Here is a 20,539-nt window from a genome sequence, read left to right on the forward strand (position 1 = left end):
GCCAACATGCACATCGTCGACCGCCGGCTGAATCCGCGCGGTAAAAGTCTGGAAAATCGTCAACGGTTCCTGCGGCGTGCCAAGAGCGCCGTGCAGCAAGCGGTAAAACGCTCGCTGCAGAACCGGAGCATCCGTGATGTGCTCGATGGCGGCGAGATCAGCCTGCCCATCGACGGGATGACCGAGCCGAGCTTCCGGCGCGGCGAGGGCGGCATCAGCGATCAGGTGCTGCCCGGCAACAGAGCCTTCGTCGAAGGCGACATCATCCCGCGGCCGCCCGGCCGCGGCGGCGGAAAGCCGAAGGAAGCGGGCGATGGCGAAGCGGAAGACAGTTTCCGTTTCGTGCTGACCCGCGAGGAGTTCCTCGACGTCTTCCTCGATGATCTCGAGCTTCCGGATCTCGCCAAGCGCCGTCTCAGCGAGACCGAGGAATACAGCCCGGCGCGGGCGGGGTTCTCCGTCTCGGGCTCTCCATCAAACATCGCTGTCGGGCGCACCACGCGGCTTGCCATGATGCGGCGCATCGCGCTCAAGCGTCCGCGCACCGACGAGATCGAGGCGCTGAAGCGGGAGATCGAGGAGACCGACGACGAGGAGAAGAAGATCGCGCTGACGGCCGAGCTGAAGTCGCTCACCGAAAAGAGTAAGCGTATTCCCTATATCGATCCGCTCGACGTGCGCTACCGCCGCTTCGAGGACGAGCCGAAGCCGGTCGCGAAAGCCGTGATGTTCTGCCTGATGGATGTGTCAGGTTCGATGTCGGAGCATATGAAGGATCTCGCCAAGCGCTTCTATCTGCTGCTCTATCTGTTCCTGTCGCAGCGCTACAAGAAGGTGGAGATCGTCTTCATCCGCCACACGGATCGTGCCGAAGAGGTGGACGAACAGACGTTCTTCTACGGTCCGGCGACCGGCGGCACGCTGGTTTCGAGCGCGCTGGCCTGCATGCGCCAGATCATTGCCGCCCGCTTCGATCCGGCCGAATGGAACATCTATGCCGCCCAGGCGTCCGACGGCGACAATTCCTATTCGGACGGCTCGACGACCGGCCAGCTGCTGCGCCACGAAATTCTGCCGCTCTGCCAGTACTTCGCCTATATCGAGGTCGATGAGGAAAGCGGCGACTCCTCCGTGTCGCGCTCGCCCCTCTGGCAGCTTTACGACAGCATCCGCGCCGAGGCGCTGCCGCTGTCGATGCGCAAGGTCTGCCGGAAGAACGAGATCTTCCCCGTCTTCCACGATCTCTTCCAGAAACGCGAGGGCGAAAGGGTGGCGCCATGACGGCTGCGGTGAAGGAAAGGCTGCTTTTCGACGGATCGGACTGGGACTTCCCGACGCTGCAACGCATTCATGATGCCTGCGAGGAGATCGCGCTCAAGGAGCTCGGCCTCGACGTCTATCCCAACCAAATCGAGGTGATCACCTCGGAACAGATGCTGGACGCCTATTCCTCGACCGGCATGCCGCTCTTCTACCGCCACTGGTCGTTCGGCAAGCATTTTGCCCATCACGAGGCTTTCTACCGGCGCGGCATGCGGGATCTCGCCTATGAGATCGTCATCAATTCGTCTCCCTGCATCTCCTACCTGATGGAGGAGAACACGGCGACGATGCAGACGCTGGTCATCGCCCATGCCGCCTTCGGCCATAACCACTTCTTCAAGAACAACTATCTCTTCAAGCTCTGGACCGATGCCGAGGGCATTCTCGACTATCTCGACTTCGCCAAGGGCTATATCGCCCGCTGCGAGGAACGCTACGGCGAGATCGCCGTCGAGCGGACGCTCGATGCGGCGCATGCGCTGATGTCGCATGGCGTGCACCGGCATGCCGGCAAGGTGAAGCTCAACCTGCGCGAGGAGCAGAAGCGCGAGGAAGAGCGCCGGCGTCACGAAGAGCAGATCTTCAACGATCTCTGGCGCACGGTACCGGCGGGCAAGACCGCAACGGCCGCCAATGTCGATTTGGAGCGCCGGCGGGCAGCCCTTGGCCTGCCGCAGGACAATCTCCTTTATTTCCTCGAAAAATCCGCTCCGCGGCTGAAACCCTGGCAGCGCGAGATTCTGCGCATCGTCCGCCACGTGGCGCAATATTTCCATCCGCAGCGCCAGACCAAGGTGATGAACGAGGGCACGGCGACCTATGTACACTACCGGATCATGAACCGGCTGCACGAGAAGGGGCAGCTGTCGGACGGAAACTATCTCGAATTCCTGAAATCCCACGCCAACGTGGTGTTCCAGCCGACCTATGACGATCGCCGCTTCTCGGGCTTCAATCCCTATGCGCTCGGCTTTGCGATGATGCAGGACATCGAGCGGATGGTCACCAATCCGACAGAGGAGGATCGCGCCTGGTTCCCCGATATTGCCGGGCGCGGCGACGTCATGGGCGTGCTGCGCGGCATCTGGGCCGATTACCGCGACGAGAGCTTCGTCAGCCAGTTCCTCAGCCCCAATCTGATCCGCCAGCTCAGGCTTTTCCACCTCTATGACGATCCGGAGCAGGAGGAGGGGATACTGGTCTCGGCGATCCACGATGAACGCGGTTACCGCCGCATCCGCCGCCAGCTCTCCCGCGAATATGATATCGGTTGGACGGATCCGGGTATCGAGATCGTCGACGTCGATCTGGCCGGCGACCGGCGCCTGCTGGTCCAGCACAAGGTCACCAACGACTGGATGCTGCAGGAAAACGACACCAAGCTCGTCCTCCAGCACCTCGCCGATCTTTGGGGCTACGACGTTCTGTTGCAGGAGATCGACGGCAGCGATGCTGTCATCGCCGAGCACCATGCAAGCCCGCGCGGCAAGCTGTTCTGAGTCCTCGGGGCGATCACGTTCTCGTGATCTTGCCCACGCGCTTGCCGCCTGCGGCGGCAGTCCGCGGCCGAAATACGACAATCCATAGTCTGGATTAAGGGTCTGTTAGCCTTACCGGCGCTAGCTGGTCTCATGTGCGGAAAGAGGCGCGCCGGCTTCATCCTCCGCAATGTGCATAGCCCATGTCTATTATTCATGCCGTTACCTCCAGAAGTGGCCGGGTCGTCAGACTGACGTTCGGCTCCGGATCCCGCGCCAACAGCCGCGGGGCCAGCCATCGCCGGGACAAGCAGACGCGATCGCGTATCTTCACGCTCGCGGGTGCGCTGCTGCTCGTCTTTTCGACCATGTCGGGAAAGCTCGTCTATTACGCGATGCTGACCGACGACGAGACGTCGAGCATTCCGCCGAACGCCATCGTTGCCTCGCGCCCCGATATCGTCGACCGCAACGGGCAGGTGCTTGCGACTGATGTGCGCACAGTCTCGATGTTTGCCGAGCCGATCCATGTCGTCGATGCCGACGAGGCGGTGGAGAAGCTGACGCAGGTTTTCCCGGATCTCGACCGCAAGTCGCTCTATCAGCGGCTCTCCGACCGCAAATCGCATTTCACCTGGCTGCGCCGCCAGCTGACGCCGAAGCAGCAGAGCGAGGTGCTGGCGCTCGGCCTGCCGGCGATCGGCTTCCGGCCCGAGGTGAAGCGCTTCTATCCGGCGGGCCGCACGGCGGCGCATATTCTGGGCTATGTCGATATCGACAACCACGGCGTTGCCGGGATGGAAAAGTATCTCGATAACCAGGGAATGTCCGACCTCGCCTCCACCGGGCTTGCCAGCGATAACAGCCTGGAACCGGTGAAGCTGTCGATCGATATCCGCGCCCAGAACATCGTTCATGACGTCGTTTCCGACGCGCTGACCACCTATCAGAGCAAGGCGGCGGGCGCCGTCATTCTCGATATCCATACGGGCGAGGTGATCGCCATGGCCTCGGCGCCGGATTTCGATCCGAACGATCCGAAGGCGACCGGCGGCGAGGGCTGGCTGAACCGGATGAGCAACGGCACCGACGAAATGGGCTCGGTGTTCAAGACCTTCTCGATCGCAATGGCGATCGATACCGGGACGGTGAAGCTCAGCGACAGCTTCGATGCCAGCGCGCCACTGCATTATGGCGGCTTCACCATCCATGACGACCGCGACGTGCCGCGCCGCGTGCTGTCGATCCCCGAAATCTTCCGCTACTCGTCCAACATCGGCACCGCCCGGATGATGGACAAGGTCGGCATGGATATCCAGAAAGACTACCTGACACGCTTCGGCCTCCTGTCACGGATGCAAACCGAACTGCCCGAAGTGAAGGCGCCGAGCCAGCCGAAGGTCTGGAAGAAGATCAATTCGATCACCATCGCTTTCGGCCATGGGGTTGCGACGACGCCGATGCAGACGGCGGTCGCGGGTGCAGCGCTGATCGACGACGGCAAGCTGATCGAGCCGACCTTCTTCCCGCGCACGCAGGAAGAAGCGGAAAAGACGGAAACGCAGGTGGTCAAGAAGAGCACCAGTGACACGATCCGCTACCTGTTTCGCCTGAACGGCGAGCAGGGCACCGGCAGGGCTGCCGATGTCCCGGGCTTTCATGTGGGTGGCAAGACGGGGACGGCCAACAAGGTCATCAACGGCGTCTATTCCCACAAGCTGAGCTTCAACTCGTTCCTCGCCGCCTTCCCGATGAGCAACCCGAAATATGTCGTGCTGTCCTTCATCGACCAGCCGCTGACGGGGGTGCACAACCTGAACCTCGCCGCTGAAACGGCCGCCCCGATGGTGCATGACATCATCGCGCGGACGGCACCGTTGCTCGGCGTCGAGCCGGATTTCGGGCAGAATTTGCTGGCGGGCTATTGAGGGGCTGAAGAACGGCCACGTGATCTCGTGGCAGCAGCGTGACGTCAATCGGCCGCCCGACCCCATTCTAAAGTTAATGGCAGTCGCGTTCTCAGGCAGGATTTATAGCATCCTGCCTGCGGCGCAAGGCGGGAGTGGGCGCCTGCCGAAGAAAAGTGCAGCGGGTTTCAATGCACCGAGACGTCGTCATCCTCGACGAACGAGACAATGGCATCCCGGGCAATCGTCGCGAGAAACTCGTCGAAGGCTTCTCTGGCCGTCCGTGGTGACGGCCTTGCCATCGAGCTTCTTCTCGGGACAACGGAAAAGAGAAAACATGGTGGGCCCGGAGGGACTCGAACCCCCAACCAAGCGGTTATGAGCCGCCGGCTCTAACCATTGAGCTACAGGCCCTGGCGCAGGTGTCTGCGCTGCTTTGGGGCAATGGTTCCCCGCAGCGGTTTCGCTCTAGCGTAATTCGGATGCAGCGACAAGACGTTGCCGCAATAGCTTCACAATCAAACGCCAAAGAAGGGAAAGGGGTAGCGACAACCAAGGAGTGAATCATGGCGCTGCGGAATTCCACAAAGCTTGTGCTTGGCCTTTTGATGACGGCAGCGGCCGTTTTGCCGGTGACGGCGGCGGCTCTGGCCGATGATTCAAAGCCGCGCGAGGCTGTCATCACCGTGTCGGGGGACGGGCAGTCTTCGGTGGCGCCCGATATGGCGGTGATCAATCTCTCTGTTGTCAAGCAGGCGAAGACGGCGCGTGAGGCGCTCGACGACAACAACAAGGCGATGGCCGACGTGCTTGCCGCCTTGAAGAAGGGCGGGATCGCCGAGAAGGACCTGCAGACATCGGGTTTTTCGGTGCAGCCGCAATATAACTATCCGCAGAGCAGCGACGGCCAGCCGAAGCAGCCGGAGCTGATCGGCTACCAGGTGTCGAACGGCATCACGGTGCGGGTGCGCGATCTCTCGAAGCTCGGCGCCATCATCGACCAGTCGGTGACGCTCGGCATCAATCAGGGCGGAGATATTGCCTTCACTAATGACAAGCCCGAGGGCGTGATCGACGAGGCGCGCAAGGATGCGGTCGCCTCCGCGCTGAAGAAGGCGAAGACGCTGACGCAGGCGGCCGGTGTCAAGCTCGGCCGGATCATCGAAATCAGCGAAAACAGCGGCCGTCCGATGCCGCAGCCGGTCTATCGCGCCGCGATGATGAAGGAGGCAGCCGATTCCTCCGTGCCGGTTCAGGGCGGCGAAAATACCTATAATGTAACCGTCAACGTCACCTTCGCGCTTGAGCAGTAAGCGCTAACATCGCTTTCCGGTGTCAAAAAATGGCCGTTGGTATCCTGAGCGATATCAACGGCTTGTCTGTTTCCGGCAGGCGCTTGCAGAGAGCCCCGGGCATAAATCGCTTTATCACGCGACTGTTACACTATAAAATCGATCGTGTTATTCGGCCGCGCGAGGGAACCCGAGTTCTGTTCTCCGCATTGTACCCGGCCGATGAGGAGGAAATGGCTTCATCCCTGCCAAGAGGAGACAGACATGACGAATGCCTTGCCGCCACTTCACAACGGACACGCCCCGTTCACCCTTCAGGAACTCTTTCGCGAGGCGCTCTATGCCTTCGAAGAATGGGATACGGAACTCACGGAACCGATCGTGACCTTCGAAGGGAAGGTCCTGCCGATCAGCATGGTGTTCGAAGCCATGCGCGAATGCGATGACATCGTGCCGCGGAATATCGTCGGCGCCGTCACCGAACGGCTCACCAAGCCTTGGGAAGGCGAGGGGCCGCTCGACCAGATGACGTTTTCGACGGCGGCGCGCGTCATGCGCGTTCTCGTCCGCAAACGGCTTCTCGCCAATGGCGTGACCGATGTCGTCGCCATCGAGGGACGCGCAGCGCGCGAATCCTGCGAATAGCCTTTAAGGCTCGGGATCGCTGCCACGCGGCGATCCCATCCCTGAAACGGGAACCGCTCACGCTTCCAGCCGTTGATGGTGATAGGAAGGACGGGCATCATGCTGAAATCATTCGTACGGGAAATCATGGGAACGGCGCCGCATAAACTGCCGGCGCCGCGATGCCTCAGGCAGTTCGCCGGCAAGAAACGCGTTCTCCTGGTGTTTGCCGATGCCGAGGACGACCGCGCCAGCAGGCAGGACGACCTGCTGCGCAAAGCGCATATGCGCTTCATCGAGGAGGACATCGAGGTTTTCAATGTCGCCGGTGGCGGGGTGTTTCCGCTGTTCGATGATCCGCATGATCTCGATGCCGACGAACTGCGCGAGGATCTCGATGGTCCGCAGCCGGGCGAGTTCGGGCTGATCCTGATCGACCGCGACGGCAAGGTTAAGCTGCGCGCCAGCGAGCCGATGCGGCCGGAAGAGATCATCGGGGCGCTTGCAACGATGCCGCATTGACGAGGAGCTCGTACGCGGCACCGGCGTGATGCCGCGCCAGCCACTATCGCCGATGCCGCACCAACAGCTATCACTACGATTTCGCTTTACTTTTTCCGCAGCCTGCGGATGTTCTCTTCCGATTGTTTGTATCGGAAGAGGATTGCTTGTCATGACCATCGAGGACGATCTGGTTCGCATTGCCGAGCAGGAAAAGGTGTTGGCCTTCGACAGTTTCGACCTGACGACCGCCTGGCAGCTCGGCAAGCTCCTGCAGGAGCTGGCGACAGAGCGCGGCCTCGGCGTGGCGATCGATGTGTCGCTGCATTCCATGCCGGTGTTCTATGCGGCGCTGCCGGGCGTCACTCCTGACAACGTCCAGTGGGTGAGGGGCAAACGCAATATGGTCTTCCGCTATTCGAAGAGCAGTTATGCCTCTGGCCTGAAGCTGAAATCGGACGGCAAGACGATCGAGACCAACGGGCTTTCGAGCGCCGATTACGCCGCCCATGGCGGCAGTTTCCCGATCAATGTGAAGGGCACCGGCTGCATCGGCGCGGTGACGGTTTCGGGCCTGCCTCAGCGCGACGACCACAATCTCGCGGTCGAGGCGCTGGCGCTGATGCTCGCCAAGGACCTGGATTCGCTGCGGCTTGCCTAAAGCCGGAAAGCCATTCCCGCCGGAGCGGGAATGGCAGATGTCGTTCAGATCTTGCCGCCGGCCTCGATGATGCCCTTGGTGATGCTGCCGGTGGCCGGGAAGAGCGGGATCAGGCAGGCCTGCAGGGCGTGGTAGATGTCGCCCTTGCCGGGGAAGAGGCTGTGCGAGGGCACGAGGTCTTCCGTCAGTTCCTCGTGCCAGCCGCCGTTCTTGTGGTCGATGAAGCGGCGCTCGATGAGGTTCCAAACCTTGCGGTAGCTTTCCTCGTGGAAATCGCTCGGCTGATGTTCGTTGAGGAAGTGCGCCGCAGCGGCCGCTTCGCAGACCGGCCACCAGAGCTTATTGCGCTTGGCGGGCTTGTCGTCCCAGTCGAGCGTATAGAAGAAGCCGCCCTTGTCGTTGTCCCAGCCGAGTGCGATCGACTGTGAGAACAGGCCGCGTGCGGCTTCCGGCATCCAGTCCTGCTTCTTGCCGCCGAGCACCCAGAGCTGCAGGATGAGGCGGCACCATTCCAGCGAATGGCCGGGCGTGGTGCCGGCAGGGCGGAACATCTCGTTCGGGTGGTAGTAATTCTTGTCGAGCTGCCAATCGGCGCCGAAATGTTCGGCAACGCGCCAGCCGACGGAACCGGCAGCACGGCGGATGACGAGATCGGCGATGCTTTCGGCCTTGGTCAGGTATTCGCGGTCGCCGGTTGCCTCGAAAGCCGCCATCAGCGCTTCGGTCAGATGCATGTTGGAATTCTGGCCGCGGTAGTTGCCGCCATCGAGCGGCTGCCAGTCGGCTGTGAATTCTTCGGCGATGGCGCCGTGCTTGGCTTCCCAGAAGCGGGTGTTCAGCACTTCGGTGATATCGGCGATCATGCCGTCGGCGAGCGGATGGCCGATGGTCTTGGCAGAGGAGGCGGCGAGCAGCACGAAGGCGTGGCCATAGCCCTGCTTGTTGGAATCGACAGGGCCATTGTTGTCCAAAGACCAGAAATAGCCGCCGTTCTTGCGGTCGCGGTGGTGGTTCCAGAGATAATCCATGCCGTGGTCGACGGCATCGGATGCGCCTGGACGGCCGAGTAGCGCGCCGAGGGTGAAGCAATGCACCGAGCGGGCCGCGATGTGGATGCTGCGCACCTGTCCTTCGGCATCCAGCGGCTTGCCCTCATCGTCTAGATCGTAGAAGCCGCCCTTCGGGTTGATGGAATTGTGCTGGAAGAAGTCGAAAAGGCCGTTTGCCTGGGCGAGAAGCCAGTTCCGGTGATAGGCCCGGTTCGTCCAATTGCCGAGGGCGGTGCCGCCAGTTGCGAGTGCCATGCTACTCCTCCGAATTCGTGCACAAAGCTTTGCGGAACGCCTATATAGGGGTCCGCCGAGTCTGTCATCCGCCGGGGCTTGCAAATGGCGGAATCGCGCTGCATATATTGACATAAAGATATCTTTATGTGATTTGATCGCCCTATTCTTAGCGACGTCAAGGAGTCCGCCCGTGTTCGACAATCTTTTTGGCCCCGATGGGGTAAAACGCGACGGCAGTGAAGTGTTCGCAGCGCTGAAGAAAGCTGCCAGCGAACGCATCCTCGTTCTCGACGGCGCCATGGGCACGCAGATCCAAGGGCTCGGCTATGACGAGGACCAGTTTCGCGGTGACCGGTTCATCGGTTGCGCCTGCCACCAGAAGGGCAATAACGACCTTCTGATCCTCAGCCAGCCGGATGCGATCGAAGAGATCCATTATAAATATGCCAAGGCCGGCGCCGATATTCTCGAAACCAACACCTTCTCCTCGACCCGCATCGCGCAGGCCGATTACGAGATGGAAGGCGAGGTCTACGCGCTGAACAAGGAGGGTGCCGAGATCGTCCGTCGCGCGGCCATCCGCGCCGAGCGTGAAGACGGCCGCCGCCGTTTCGTGGCCGGTGCTATCGGCCCGACCAACCGCACGGCCTCGATTTCCCCCGACGTCAACAATCCGGGCTACCGCGCCGTTTCCTTCGACGATCTGCGCATCGCCTATGGCGAACAGATCGACGGATTGATTGATGGCGGCGCCGACATCATTCTGATCGAGACGATCTTCGATACGCTGAATGCCAAGGCGGCGATCTTTGCCTGCGAAGAGCGCTTCGAGGCCAAGGGCATCCGTCTGCCCGTCATGATCTCCGGCACGATCACCGACCTTTCCGGCCGTACGCTGTCGGGCCAGACGCCGTCGGCCTTCTGGAACTCGGTGCGGCACGCCAATCCGTTCACCATCGGCCTCAACTGCGCGCTCGGCGCTAACGCGATGCGTCCGCATCTGCAGGAGCTGTCGGGCGTTGCCGATACCTTCATCTGCGCCTATCCGAATGCCGGCCTGCCGAACGAATTCGGCCAGTATGACGAGACGCCCGAGCTGATGGCGGCGCAGATCGAGGGCTTTGCCCGCGAAGGTCTCGTCAATATCGTCGGCGGCTGCTGTGGCTCGACGCCGGAACATATCCGCGTCATTGCCGAGACGGTTGCCAAGTACAAGCCGCGGCCGATCCCGGAACATCGCCCCTTCATGTCGCTGTCGGGCCTTGAGCCCTTCGAGCTGACCAAGGACATTCCGTTCGTCAATGTCGGCGAGCGCACCAACGTCACGGGTTCTGCCAAGTTCCGCAAGCTGATCACCAATGCCGATTACACCGCAGCGCTCGACGTGGCGCGCGACCAGGTGGAGAACGGCGCGCAGGTCATCGACATCAACATGGACGAAGGCCTGATCGATTCCGAGAAGGCGATGGTCGAGTTCCTGAACCTGATCGCCGCCGAGCCGGATATCGCCCGCGTCCCTGTGATGATCGATAGTTCGAAGTTCCAGATCATCGAGTCGGGCCTGAAATGCGTTCAGGGCAAGCCGATCGTCAATTCGATCTCGCTGAAGGAAGGCGAGGAGAATTTCCTGGCGCAGGCGAAGCTGCTGCATCGCTACGGTGCTGCGGTCGTCGTCATGGCGTTCGACGAAACCGGGCAGGCGGATAGCTACGATCGCAAGGTCGAAATCTGCCGCCGCGCCTACAAGCTGTTGACGGAAGAGGCGGGGCTCTCGCCCGAGGACATCATCTTCGATCCGAATATCTTCGCTGTTGCGACCGGCATCGAAGAGCACAACAATTACGGCGTCGATTTCATCGAGGCGACCCGGACGATCCGCAAGGAAATGCCGCTGGTGCATATTTCGGGCGGCGTCTCTAACCTGTCCTTCTCGTTCCGCGGCAACGAGCCGGTGCGCGAGGCGATGCATGCCGTGTTCCTCTATCACGCCATCCAGGCGGGCATGGACATGGGCATCGTCAATGCCGGTCAGCTGGCCGTCTATGACAACATCGATGCCGAGCTGCGCGAAGCCTGCGAAGACGTGGTGCTGAACCGCCGGTCTGACAGCACCGAGCGCCTGCTTGAGGTGGCCGAGAAGTTCCGGGGCGGGGCGGCGCGCGAAGGCCGCGTGCAGGATCTCTCCTGGCGTGAATGGCCGGTCGAGAAGCGTCTCGAGCATTCGCTGGTCAACGGCATTACCGAATATATCGAGGCCGATACGGAAGAGGCGCGACTAAAGGCTGCGCGTCCGCTGCATGTCATCGAGGGCCCGCTGATGGCCGGGATGAATGTCGTCGGCGATCTCTTCGGATCGGGCAAGATGTTCCTGCCGCAGGTGGTGAAATCCGCCCGAGTCATGAAGCAGGCCGTTGCCGTTCTGCTTCCCTTTATGGAAGAAGAGAAGCGGCTGAACGGCGGCAGCGAGCAGAAGTCGGCCGGCAAGATCCTGATGGCGACCGTCAAGGGCGACGTGCACGATATCGGCAAGAACATCGTCGGCGTCGTGCTCGCCTGCAACAACTATGAGATCATCGATCTCGGCGTCATGGTGCCGGCAACGAAAATCCTGGAGACGGCGGTTGCCGAGAAGGTCGATGTCATCGGCCTCTCCGGCCTGATCACACCGTCACTCGACGAGATGGTGCATGTGGCGGCCGAAATGGAGCGCCAGGGCTTCGAGATCCCGCTGCTGATCGGCGGCGCGACGACGAGCCGTGTGCATACCGCGGTGAAGATCCATCCGGGCTACAACAAGGGCCAGGCGATCTACGTGACGGATGCCAGCCGCGCAGTCGGCGTGGTGTCGTCGCTGTTGTCACCTGACAACCGGGACGGCTATGTCGCCGATATCCGCACCGAATATGCCAAGGTCGCAGCCGCGCATGCGCGCAGCGAAGCAGAGAAGGTACGCCTGCCGCTGTCGCGTGCCCGTGAAAATGCTCACAAGGTCGACTGGACCGGTTACAAGCCGACCAAGCCGAGCTTCCTGGGGACCAAGGTTTTCGAAGATTACGACCTGGCCGATATCGCCCGCTATATCGACTGGACGCCGTTCTTCCAGACCTGGGAACTGCGCGGCCGCTATCCGGCCATTCTCGAAGACGAGAAGCAGGGCGAGGCGGCGCGGGCGCTCTGGAACGATGCGCAGGCGATGCTGAAGAAGATCATCGACGAGAAGTGGTTCCGGCCGCGGGCGGTGATCGGCTTCTGGCCGGCGAACGCTGTCGGCGACGATATCCGTCTCTTCACCGGCGAGGACCGCAAGCACGAGCTCGCGACCTTCTACACGCTGCGTCAGCAGCTGTCGAAGCGCGATGGCCGTCCGAATGTGGCGCTGTCGGATTTCGTCGCGCCCGAAGCAACCGGTATCGAGGAATATGTCGGCGGCTTCGTCGTGACCGCCGGTATCGAGGAAGTGGCGATTGCCGAGCGTTTCGAGCGGGCGAACGACGACTATTCGTCGATCCTCGTCAAGGCGCTGGCAGACCGCTTCGCGGAAGCCTTTGCCGAGCGCATGCATGAGCAGGTTCGCCGCGAGTACTGGGGCTACGCCAAGGATGAGACGCTCTCCAACGACGAGCTGATCACCGAGCAGTACGCCGGTATCCGCCCGGCGCCCGGCTATCCGGCACAGCCCGATCATACCGAGAAGAAGACGCTGTTCGAACTGCTCGACGCCGAGAAGACCGCAGGTGTGACGCTGACGGAAAGCTACGCGATGTGGCCGGGCTCTTCGGTCTCAGGCATCTATATCGGTCACCCCGACTCCTACTATTTCGGCGTTGCCAAGGTGGAGCGGGACCAGGTGGAAGACTACGCCGCCCGCAAGGGCATGGAGGTCACCGAGGTCGAACGCTGGCTCGGCCCGGTGCTGAACTATGTGCCTGCCAAGGTCAGCGACGCGATCGAGGACGCTGCCTGATCTCAGGACCGCAAGTTCAGAGTTTGAATCAAGAAGGGCGGAAAGTGATTCACTTTCCGCCCTTATCGTTTTGAAATGATGCTGTTTTTGGTTTAAGCGCTGAGCTCCGCCAATATCGCCGTTGTATCGTCGCTCTGCTTGAAGCGGGGATAGCGCAGTCCTTCGGGATCGATCTCCCGTTCCAATTGGCGGAGTTCTTCGATCATCGGGCGCAGTCCCTTGTCGAGCGCCGTCCGCACAAGACTTGCGGCGTCGTAGCGCGCGTAGAGGACGACGAGGTCGGCCAGGCCGTCGCTGCAGATGACGGCGTGCGCCCGGGTTTTGACCGTTAGCCGCTCATGGACAAGATGGTCGGCTGCCTCGGAAACGAGGCCGAGCGTCCAGATGCCGCCCGGGGTGTTCTGGCTTTCGCGATGCCGCCGAAGTGCGGCGAGCGTCTCGGTGTCACCGAGCGCGCCGCCGCCCTTGTTGATGCCGCCGGTGCGGGCGATGTGGCTGCGCGCATGCTCCTGCTCGCGCGCATAGGCACCCGGTATCGCCGTGTGGAGGCTTTCCGAACCGTCCTCTTGAAGCAGAAAAACACAGGAGTCGCCGAGACCATAGAAGCCGAAGGCGTTACCCGTTGCGTGTATCATGGCGAAGGCCGAGAGCGGCCAGGCATAGCGGGGGACGCCCGGGTGGCTGTCGGTGAAGTCCTTGCGGGCGTCCTTGGATACGGCGCGGGCGATATCCGATATTGCCGTCTTGCGCGTAATGCCGCGCTGAAAACCATCCGCGAAGCGCGCGGCGATCCAGGCGGCATCGCTGCCGTCAGCATCGACATATTGGCGGTCGCCGAGACCCGTTGCGCCGTCGATGACGAAGGCGCAGGCTTCGTTGTGACCGAAGCGGTCTTCGTTTGCCTTTGCCGGATTGCCTGGGTCGGAAACGGCGTCGAGGACGGAAATTCTGGGTCCTGTGATCATGATCTCAAGGAATAGCGCCAAGCGAGCGGCTCTTCAATGCGATCTGCATGACTACGAGGCGATCGTCAGTTCGGCGACGAAATCATAGGCGTCGCCGCGGTAGAGCGAGCGGGTGAATTCGACGGCGCGGCCGGAGGCGAGGTAGGAGATACGTTCTATCGACAGGCCCGCGGCGCCGACGGCGACGCCGAGGAGGTGGGCGTCGGCTTCCTTCATGTTGGTGGCCGAGATGCGCTGGACGGCGCGGGTCGGGCGGACCTGGCGGCGTTCGAGTTCGGCGTAGAGCGAGGTGGTGACGACAGAGGGATCAGGCAGGAACTCGCCTGAGACGCTGGCATTTTCGATGGCCAGCGGCTGGTCGTCGGCGATGCGCAGGCGTGACAGGCGCGAGACCTTGATGTCGGTGCCGAGGCCGAGGATCATCATCTCGTCGGGCGAGGGCGTGTGGATGCCCTTGTGCAGCCATTCGGAGCGCGAGGTCATACCGCGCCGCGCCATGTCTTCGGTAAACGAGGTCAATTGCGACAGGCGCTGCTCAACCTTGGAAACCGGCTTGGTGACGAAGGTCCCCGAACCGTGACGGCGCACCAGCAGGCCATCGGCGACAAGATCGTCGATCGCCTTGCGAACGGTGACGCGGCTGACGGCGGCGAATTCGGCAATGTCGCGTTCCGGGGGCAGGGCATCGCCGTGACCGAGCGTGCCTGTGCGGACGGCTTCTTCCAGCGTACGGCGAAGCTTGACATAGAGCGGGCCGGTGCCGCCGGCCTGGACGCGTTCGGGCGAGAGGATGGCGGAAAGATCTTCGGTCATGCCGCCCCCCGCGTCTCGATGGCAAGGCGTCTGACGGCCAGTTCGACAGCCCCCTGCAACACGTCGCCTTTCGGCTCGGCGAGCAGCGCGGCGTGACGCTCCACGAGCCAGGGGCGATAGGCATTTGCCAGGCCACCCAGCAGGCAGATCGCCGGGCATTGCGGCCAGATCAGCGCATCGAGATTTTCGCCGATCGCGGATGCGGCTTCGCTGACGATGCCCACTGCGACTTCGTCATTGTTGTTCGCATGGTCGAAGATCACAGGCGCGTAGCGCGCGAAATCCTTCGGCTTGGAGACATGGGCGAATTCGACGAGCTTTTCAGGATCGTTTCCGAACTCGGCCATGATCTTCTCGGTCAAGGCAGAGCCGGATCGTACCCTGTCATAAGCGAGGAGCGACCTTTCCAGTAGGTCGCGGCCGAGGCGGGCGCCGCTTGCCTGGTCACCGACGATGAAGCCCCAGCCGCCGATGCCGCTGATCGTGCCGTTGCGCCGCGCGTTATAGACGGAGCCGGTGCCGAAGGCGCCGATAACACCGTCGGAATCGCCGAGCGCGCCCTGCAGTGCAATCAGGGCGTCGGTCACGACCTTGCCATCGGCAAAGGGAAGGGCCTTCTCGATGCGGCTGCCGTAGTCGCCGACATTGGCGCCTGCGACGCCGACGACGGCGGAGACGCCGGAAACGGTTTCAGGCGGCAATGCGGCATCGCGCAATGCTTCTTTCGCGGCGAGAATGATGTTTTCCAAGGAACCCTGGAGATTGGACAGGATATTGGCGGGGCCTGCGGTGCCGCGGCCCAGAATCTTGCCGCTCCGGTCTGCGACCGCGGCGCGGCAGCTTGACCCGCCGCCATCAATGCCGATTGCCAGTTCCGTCATCGGACCCCCGGATAACGCTGTTCCCGTCGTTTTTTATTACCATACCAAAAAAATACCATTTACCAAGCGAAATTGGCTTTGAAATTTCATATTTCTATCATGTTGATATTTAATGATAAAAATTTTTTATGAAAATTCGGACCGCCAAAAGTTAAATTCGGCTGGACAATTGGTATTTTTTTGGCCTTAATTCTGAAAAAGGGAACAGCAAACAGGGGCAAATTTACACCGGCGCCAAAACCAAATGCCGGGACGCTCCTGAAGACGATTGGGTTTGACGCGGAACTGCCCGTTCAGGCAATCCGCTGGCCCGTCATCATCAGCTTTTTCCTCATGAAAACACCGCGCCCCGCTTGTGTATGGGAGGGTGCAGTCCGGCCCGGGGGCTCCAAGCCTTCATGCCGGTTCGAGCTTAAGGGACCGCCAGCCCTGGCGATCCTCCAAAGGGGCGTTGGGTGTTTCCTCAGACACTCCGATTGCTTGTTTCAGAACCAAAGATGCGCCTGATGGCGCTTAAAAACAGGAGAGGGAAATGAAAAACACTGCTCTGAAAAGCTTCCTGCTGGCGTCGAGCCTGCTGACGTCGGCCGGTTTTGCCTATGGCGCCGACGTGACGCTGACGGTCGAAAGCTGGCGTAACGACGACCTGCAGATCTGGCAGGAAAAGATCATCCCGGCTTTCGAAGCCAAGAACCCGGGCATCAAGATTGTCTTCTCGCCGACCGCTCCGACCGAATACAATGCTTCGCTGAACGCCAAGCTCGACGCCGGTTCCGCTGGCGACATCATCACCTGCCGTCCGTTCGACGCTTCGCTCGAGCTCTTCAACAAGAAGCAGTTGGCCGACCTGACGAGCCTGCCGGGCATGGAGAACTTCACGCCGGTCGCCAAGGCTGCCTGGTCCACCGACGACGGCAAGTCGACCTTCTGCGTGCCGATGGCATCCGTTATCCACGGCTTCATCTACAACAAGGATGCCTTCGACAAGCTCGGCATCTCGATCCCGAAGACGGAAGACGAGTTCTTCGCAGCCCTCGACAAGATCAAGGCCGACGGCACCTATATCCCGCTCGCCATGGGTACGAAGGATCTCTGGGAAGCCGCCACCATGGGCTACCAGAACATCGGTCCGAACTACTGGAAGGGTGAAGACGGCCGCGCCGCTCTGATCTCCGGCAAGCAGAAGCTGACGGATGCCGACTGGGTCAAGCCTTATGAAGAGCTTGCCAAGTGGAAGCCTTACCTCGGCGACGGTTTCGAAGCCCAGACCTACTCGGACAGCCAGAACCTCTTCACGCTCGGCCGTGCAGCGATCTATCCTGCCGGTTCGTGGGAAATCGCGCTGTTCAACACGCAGGCACAGTTCAAGATGGGCGCATTCCCGCCGCCGGTTCCGAAGGCTGGCGACCAGGGCTACATTTCGGATCATCCGGATATCGGCGTTGCCCTGAACGCCAAGAGCGCCCATGCCGAAGAAGCCAAGAAGTTCCTGTCGTGGGTTGCTTCCAGCGAATTCGCCGACATCTACGCGAACTCGCTGCCGGGCTTCTTCAGCCTGAACTCCAATCCGGTGAAGATGAGCGATCCGCTGGCTCAGGAATTCGTTTCCTGGCGCGGCCCGTACAAGTCGACCGTCCGCTCGACCTACCAGATCCTGTCGCGCGGCACCCCGAATCTCGAAAACGAGACCTGGGTTGAATCGGCCAACGTCATCAACGGTACGGACACGCCTGCCGTTGCCGGCGAGAAGCTCCAGAAGGGCCTCGACAGCTGGTACAAGCCGGGCGCTGCCAAGTAAGCGGTACAGCCTAAGACGGGCGGCAACTCTGTTGCCGCCCTCATTCCTGTGCTCGTCACAGGAATCTAGCCACGCGAAGTCTTTCGCGTGAATGAGTCTCCCGCGCCGCCGACGCGGCGCTGCTGGATCTCTGTGACAAGCACAGAGATGAGGGAGAGAATGATGCGAACAGCGAGCCAAGCAATGACCGACCAGACATCGGCAGACATCACCCCGATCAAGCGCCCCATACGCTGGCATATCGGCGTCTTTCTCTTTCCGGCATTCGTCGTCTATTCGGCGATCATGATCCTGCCGCTGATCGAAACGCTCAGGCTTTCGTTCTACAATCTCGTCGACGGTCAGCCGGCCTTCGTTGGTCTGGCGAATTACAAGGTACTGTTCGGAGACGCGCGCTGGGCGCATGATTTCTGGAACGCGCTGGTCAACAACCTGATCTTCTTCGTCATTCATATGTGCGTGCAGAACCCGATCGGCATTGCGCTGGCAGCCCTGCTGTCAACGCCGCGGCTGCGGTTCGTGGCCTTCTACCGCACCGCCATGTTCCTGCCGACGCTGCTCTCCTTCGTCATCGTCGGCTTCATCTGGAAGCTGATCCTCTCGCCGATCTGGGGCGTTGCGCCCTGGCTGATGGGCCTCGTCGGGCTGAAGGGCCTCTTCGCGCCCTGGCTCGGCCAGTCCGGTCCGGCGCTGATTGCCGTGTCGCTGATTTCCAACTGGCAATATATCGGCATACCGATGATGCTGATCTATGCGGCGCTGCTGTCTATACCCGAAGAGGTGATCGAGGCTGCCGAATGCGACGGCATTACCGGCTGGGCGCAGTTCTGGAAGATCAAACTGCCGCTGATCCTGCCTGCCATCGGCATCATCTCGATCCTGACCTTTGTCGGCAATTTCAACGCCTTTGACCTTGTCTATACCGTGCAGGGCGCTCTCGCCGGGCCAGATATGTCCACCGATATTCTCGGCACGCTGCTCTACCGCACCTTCTTCGGTTTCCAGCTGCAGCTCGGCGACCGCTCGATGGGGGCGACGATCGCCACCGTGATGTTCGTCATCATTCTCGCCGGCGTCTCCTTCTATCTCTTTGCCATCCAGCGGCGCATGCGCCGGTACCAGTTCTGAGGAGCGCGACATGTCCAACAAAGCACGCACGTCTCCTCTGCGCACCGGGCTCGTTCACCTGGCGCTCCTCGGCTACACGCTGATTGCCATCTTCCCGGTGTTCCTGACGATCATCAACTCGTTCAAGGATCGCAACGCGATCTTCCGCTCGCCGCTGCAGATCCCGACGCCATCGACCTTCAGCCTTGTCGGCTATCAGACGGTGCTGGGGCAGGGCGATTTCGCGCTTTATTTCCAAAACAGCTTTATTGTCACCGTGGTGGCGATCTTCCTGGTGCTGCTGTTCGGCGCCATGGCGGCTTTCGCGCTGTCGGAATACCGCTTCAGGGGTAATACGCTCGTCGGCCTCTACATGGCGATCGGCATCATGATCCCGATCCGTCTTGGTACGGTCGCCATCCTGCAGGGGATGGTCGCTGCCGGTCTGGTCAACACGCTGACGGCGCTTGTTCTCGTCTATACGGCGCAGGGCATACCGCTCGCGATCTTCATTCTCTCGGAGTTCATGCGCACGGTCTCTGACGACCTGAAGAATGCCGGACGTATCGACGGTCTCTCGGAATATGCGATCTTCTTCCGCCTGGTGCTGCCGCTGGTGCGGCCTGCGATGGCGACGGTCGCCGTCTTCACCATGATCCCGATCTGGAACGACCTGTGGTTTCCGCTGATCCTGGCGCCGGCCGAAGCCACCAAGACCGTGACACTCGGTTCGCAGATCTTCATCGGCCAGTTCGTCACCAACTGGAATGCGGTTCTGGCAGCGCTGTCGCTGGCGATCCTGCCGATCCTCGTTCTCTACGTCATCTTCTCGCGGCAGCTGATCCGCGGCATTACTTCCGGAGCAGTGAAATGACCAGTTCACAGAAGCCCGTCCGCGTCCTTGTTGCCGGTCTCGGCAATATGGGCCGCAGCCATGCGCTCGCCTATCACAACAACCCCGGCTACGAGATCGTCGGCCTCGTCAACCGCTCGGCACCAAAGCTTGATCCGGCTCTGTCGGACTACAAGATCCATCTGGATTTTTATGCGGCCCTTGCCGAGCTGAAGCCTGATCTCTGCGCCGTCTGCACCTATTCCGACAGCCATGCCGACTACGCCGTTGCGGCATTCGAAGCGGGCTGCGATGTCTTCGTCGAAAAGCCGCTGGCGACCACCGTTGCCGATGCCGAGCGCGTCGTGGCGGCTGCGAAGAAGGCTGGGCGCAAGCTCGTCATCGGCTACATCCTTCGCCATCACCCGTCCTGGATCAAGCTGATCGAGGAAGCGCGCAAGCTCGGCGGTCCCTACGTGTTCCGCATGAACCTCAATCAGCAATCCAGCGGCCCGACCTGGGAAACCCACAAGTCGCTGATGCAGACGACATCGCCGATCGTCGATTGCGGCGTGCATTATGTCGATGTCATGTGCCAGATCACCGACGCGAAGCCGGTCGAAGTGCGCGGCATGGGCCTGCGCCTCTCCAATGAGATCGCGCCTGACATGTACAACTACGGCCAGCTGCAGGTGCTGTTCGAAGACGGTTCGGTCGGCTGGTACGAAGCCGGCTGGGGGCCGATGATTTCGGAGACAGCCTTCTTCGTGAAGGACGTGATGTCGCCGAACGGCGCGGTCTCTATCGTCATGGATCCGAACGCCAAGTCCGACGATATCGACACGCACACGAAGACATCGGTCATCCGCCTTCACAACGCCGAGACCGGGCCTGACGGCAAGTTCATCACGCCGGATCAGGACATGACGATGGCGGGCGAGCCCGGCCATCAGGAACTCTGCGATTTCGAGCAGGCTTTCATGCTGAAGGCCATCCGCGAGGATATCGACCTTAACAGGCATATGGGCGATGCAGTGGCTTCGCTGCGCATCTGCCTTGCCGCCGACGAGAGCGTACGCACCGGCCAGCCGGTCAAACTGTAAGGAA

General features: G+C 61.2%; 16 protein-coding genes and 1 tRNA gene. 12 read left to right on the top strand and 5 right to left on the bottom strand.

The genetic code is table 11. The features are described from left to right. Positions 1–6: 6 nt before the first annotated feature. The 3 genes from AC1DJO_RS01335 to AC1DJO_RS01345 all read left to right on the top strand — a co-directional run bounded on the left by AC1DJO_RS01335 (position 7) and on the right by AC1DJO_RS01345 (position 4,729). Entirely contained in the window at positions 7–1,281 is a 1,275-nt protein-coding gene (locus AC1DJO_RS01335; RefSeq protein ID WP_477940197.1) for a YeaH/YhbH family protein, read from the top strand. After that, positions 1,278–2,822: a SpoVR family protein gene (locus tag AC1DJO_RS01340; RefSeq protein WP_477968567.1), complete on the top strand. Its 1,545-nt coding sequence runs from the start codon at positions 1,278–1,280 to the stop codon at positions 2,820–2,822. The genes AC1DJO_RS01335 and AC1DJO_RS01340 overlap by 4 nt, the downstream gene beginning before the upstream one ends. Before the next feature lie 182 nt (positions 2,823–3,004). Further along, on the top strand, positions 3,005–4,729 hold the full coding sequence (locus tag AC1DJO_RS01345; RefSeq protein ID WP_310294539.1) for a peptidoglycan D,D-transpeptidase FtsI family protein: 1,725 nt from the start codon (positions 3,005–3,007) through the stop codon (positions 4,727–4,729). 317 nt (positions 4,730–5,046) lie between these two features. On the opposite strand, the gene AC1DJO_RS01350 is transcribed toward AC1DJO_RS01345, so the two are convergent. Beyond that, positions 5,047–5,122 (bottom strand) — tRNA-Ile (locus AC1DJO_RS01350). Between the two features lie 152 nt (positions 5,123–5,274). On the opposite strand from AC1DJO_RS01350, the gene AC1DJO_RS01355 reads away from it, so the two are divergent. From AC1DJO_RS01355 to AC1DJO_RS01370, 4 genes are all read left to right on the top strand, one after another. Continuing rightward, positions 5,275–6,021 (top strand): SIMPL domain-containing protein, encoded by a 747-nt coding sequence (locus AC1DJO_RS01355; RefSeq protein ID WP_477968570.1) that lies wholly within the window; start codon positions 5,275–5,277, stop codon positions 6,019–6,021. A gap of 243 nt (positions 6,022–6,264) precedes the next feature. Then, positions 6,265–6,645 (top strand): BRA0787 family protein, encoded by a 381-nt coding sequence (locus AC1DJO_RS01360; RefSeq protein ID WP_112386932.1) that lies wholly within the window; start codon positions 6,265–6,267, stop codon positions 6,643–6,645. A 99-nt stretch (positions 6,646–6,744) separates the two neighbouring features. Continuing rightward, positions 6,745–7,146 carry a DUF4174 domain-containing protein gene (locus tag AC1DJO_RS01365; protein WP_112515838.1) on the top strand — a complete coding sequence of 134 codons (402 nt, stop codon included), beginning with the start codon at positions 6,745–6,747 and terminating at the stop codon, positions 7,144–7,146. A 151-nt stretch (positions 7,147–7,297) separates the two neighbouring features. Beyond that, positions 7,298–7,786 carry a heme-degrading domain-containing protein gene (locus AC1DJO_RS01370; protein WP_477968572.1) on the top strand — a complete coding sequence of 163 codons (489 nt, stop codon included), beginning with the start codon at positions 7,298–7,300 and terminating at the stop codon, positions 7,784–7,786. 44 nt (positions 7,787–7,830) lie between these two features. Here AC1DJO_RS01370 and AC1DJO_RS01375 read toward each other — a convergent pair whose 3' ends face one another. Next, positions 7,831–9,090 carry an AGE family epimerase/isomerase gene (locus AC1DJO_RS01375; RefSeq protein WP_477968574.1) on the bottom strand — a complete coding sequence of 420 codons (1,260 nt, stop codon included), beginning with the start codon at positions 9,088–9,090 and terminating at the stop codon, positions 7,831–7,833. 172 nt (positions 9,091–9,262) lie between these two features. On the opposite strand from AC1DJO_RS01375, the gene metH reads away from it, so the two are divergent. Then, positions 9,263–13,036 carry a methionine synthase gene (gene metH, locus AC1DJO_RS01380; RefSeq protein WP_477968576.1) on the top strand — a complete coding sequence of 1,258 codons (3,774 nt, stop codon included), beginning with the start codon at positions 9,263–9,265 and terminating at the stop codon, positions 13,034–13,036. Positions 13,037–13,128: 92 nt separating this feature from the next. Here the strand turns inward: metH and AC1DJO_RS01385 are convergent, their stop codons facing one another. From AC1DJO_RS01385 to AC1DJO_RS01395, 3 genes are read right to left on the bottom strand one after another with little or no spacing between them, the layout of a single operon-like run. After that, the gene (locus AC1DJO_RS01385) at positions 13,129–14,001 is read right to left on the bottom strand and encodes a hypothetical protein (protein ID WP_477969211.1); all 873 of its coding nucleotides are present in this window, start codon (positions 13,999–14,001) and stop codon (positions 13,129–13,131) included. Positions 14,002–14,052: 51 nt separating this feature from the next. Further along, on the bottom strand, positions 14,053–14,814 hold the full coding sequence (locus tag AC1DJO_RS01390; protein ID WP_112515842.1) for a GntR family transcriptional regulator: 762 nt from the start codon (positions 14,812–14,814) through the stop codon (positions 14,053–14,055). Continuing rightward, a complete protein-coding gene (locus AC1DJO_RS01395) occupies positions 14,811–15,695 on the bottom strand; it encodes a glucosamine kinase nucleotide-binding domain-containing protein (protein WP_477968578.1) in 885 nt (294 codons plus the stop codon). Before AC1DJO_RS01395 ends, AC1DJO_RS01390 begins: the two co-directional genes overlap by 4 nt. Before the next feature lie 532 nt (positions 15,696–16,227). On the opposite strand from AC1DJO_RS01395, the gene AC1DJO_RS01400 reads away from it, so the two are divergent. The 4 genes from AC1DJO_RS01400 to AC1DJO_RS01415 all read left to right on the top strand — a co-directional run bounded on the left by AC1DJO_RS01400 (position 16,228) and on the right by AC1DJO_RS01415 (position 20,535). Next, positions 16,228–17,493, top strand: a complete 1,266-nt coding sequence (locus tag AC1DJO_RS01400; protein ID WP_477968580.1) for an ABC transporter substrate-binding protein — start codon at positions 16,228–16,230, stop codon at positions 17,491–17,493. Between the two features lie 183 nt (positions 17,494–17,676). After that, positions 17,677–18,621, top strand: a complete 945-nt coding sequence (locus tag AC1DJO_RS01405) for a carbohydrate ABC transporter permease (RefSeq protein WP_112443991.1) — start codon at positions 17,677–17,679, stop codon at positions 18,619–18,621. A gap of 10 nt (positions 18,622–18,631) precedes the next feature. Next, the gene (locus AC1DJO_RS01410) at positions 18,632–19,474 is read left to right on the top strand and encodes a carbohydrate ABC transporter permease (protein ID WP_112386942.1); all 843 of its coding nucleotides are present in this window, start codon (positions 18,632–18,634) and stop codon (positions 19,472–19,474) included. Beyond that, on the top strand, positions 19,471–20,535 hold the full coding sequence (locus AC1DJO_RS01415; RefSeq protein ID WP_477968582.1) for a Gfo/Idh/MocA family protein: 1,065 nt from the start codon (positions 19,471–19,473) through the stop codon (positions 20,533–20,535). The genes AC1DJO_RS01410 and AC1DJO_RS01415 overlap by 4 nt, the downstream gene beginning before the upstream one ends. Positions 20,536–20,539 lie beyond the last annotated feature (4 nt).

The sequence above is a fragment of the Rhizobium sp. 05N430 genome (assembly GCF_056396985.1).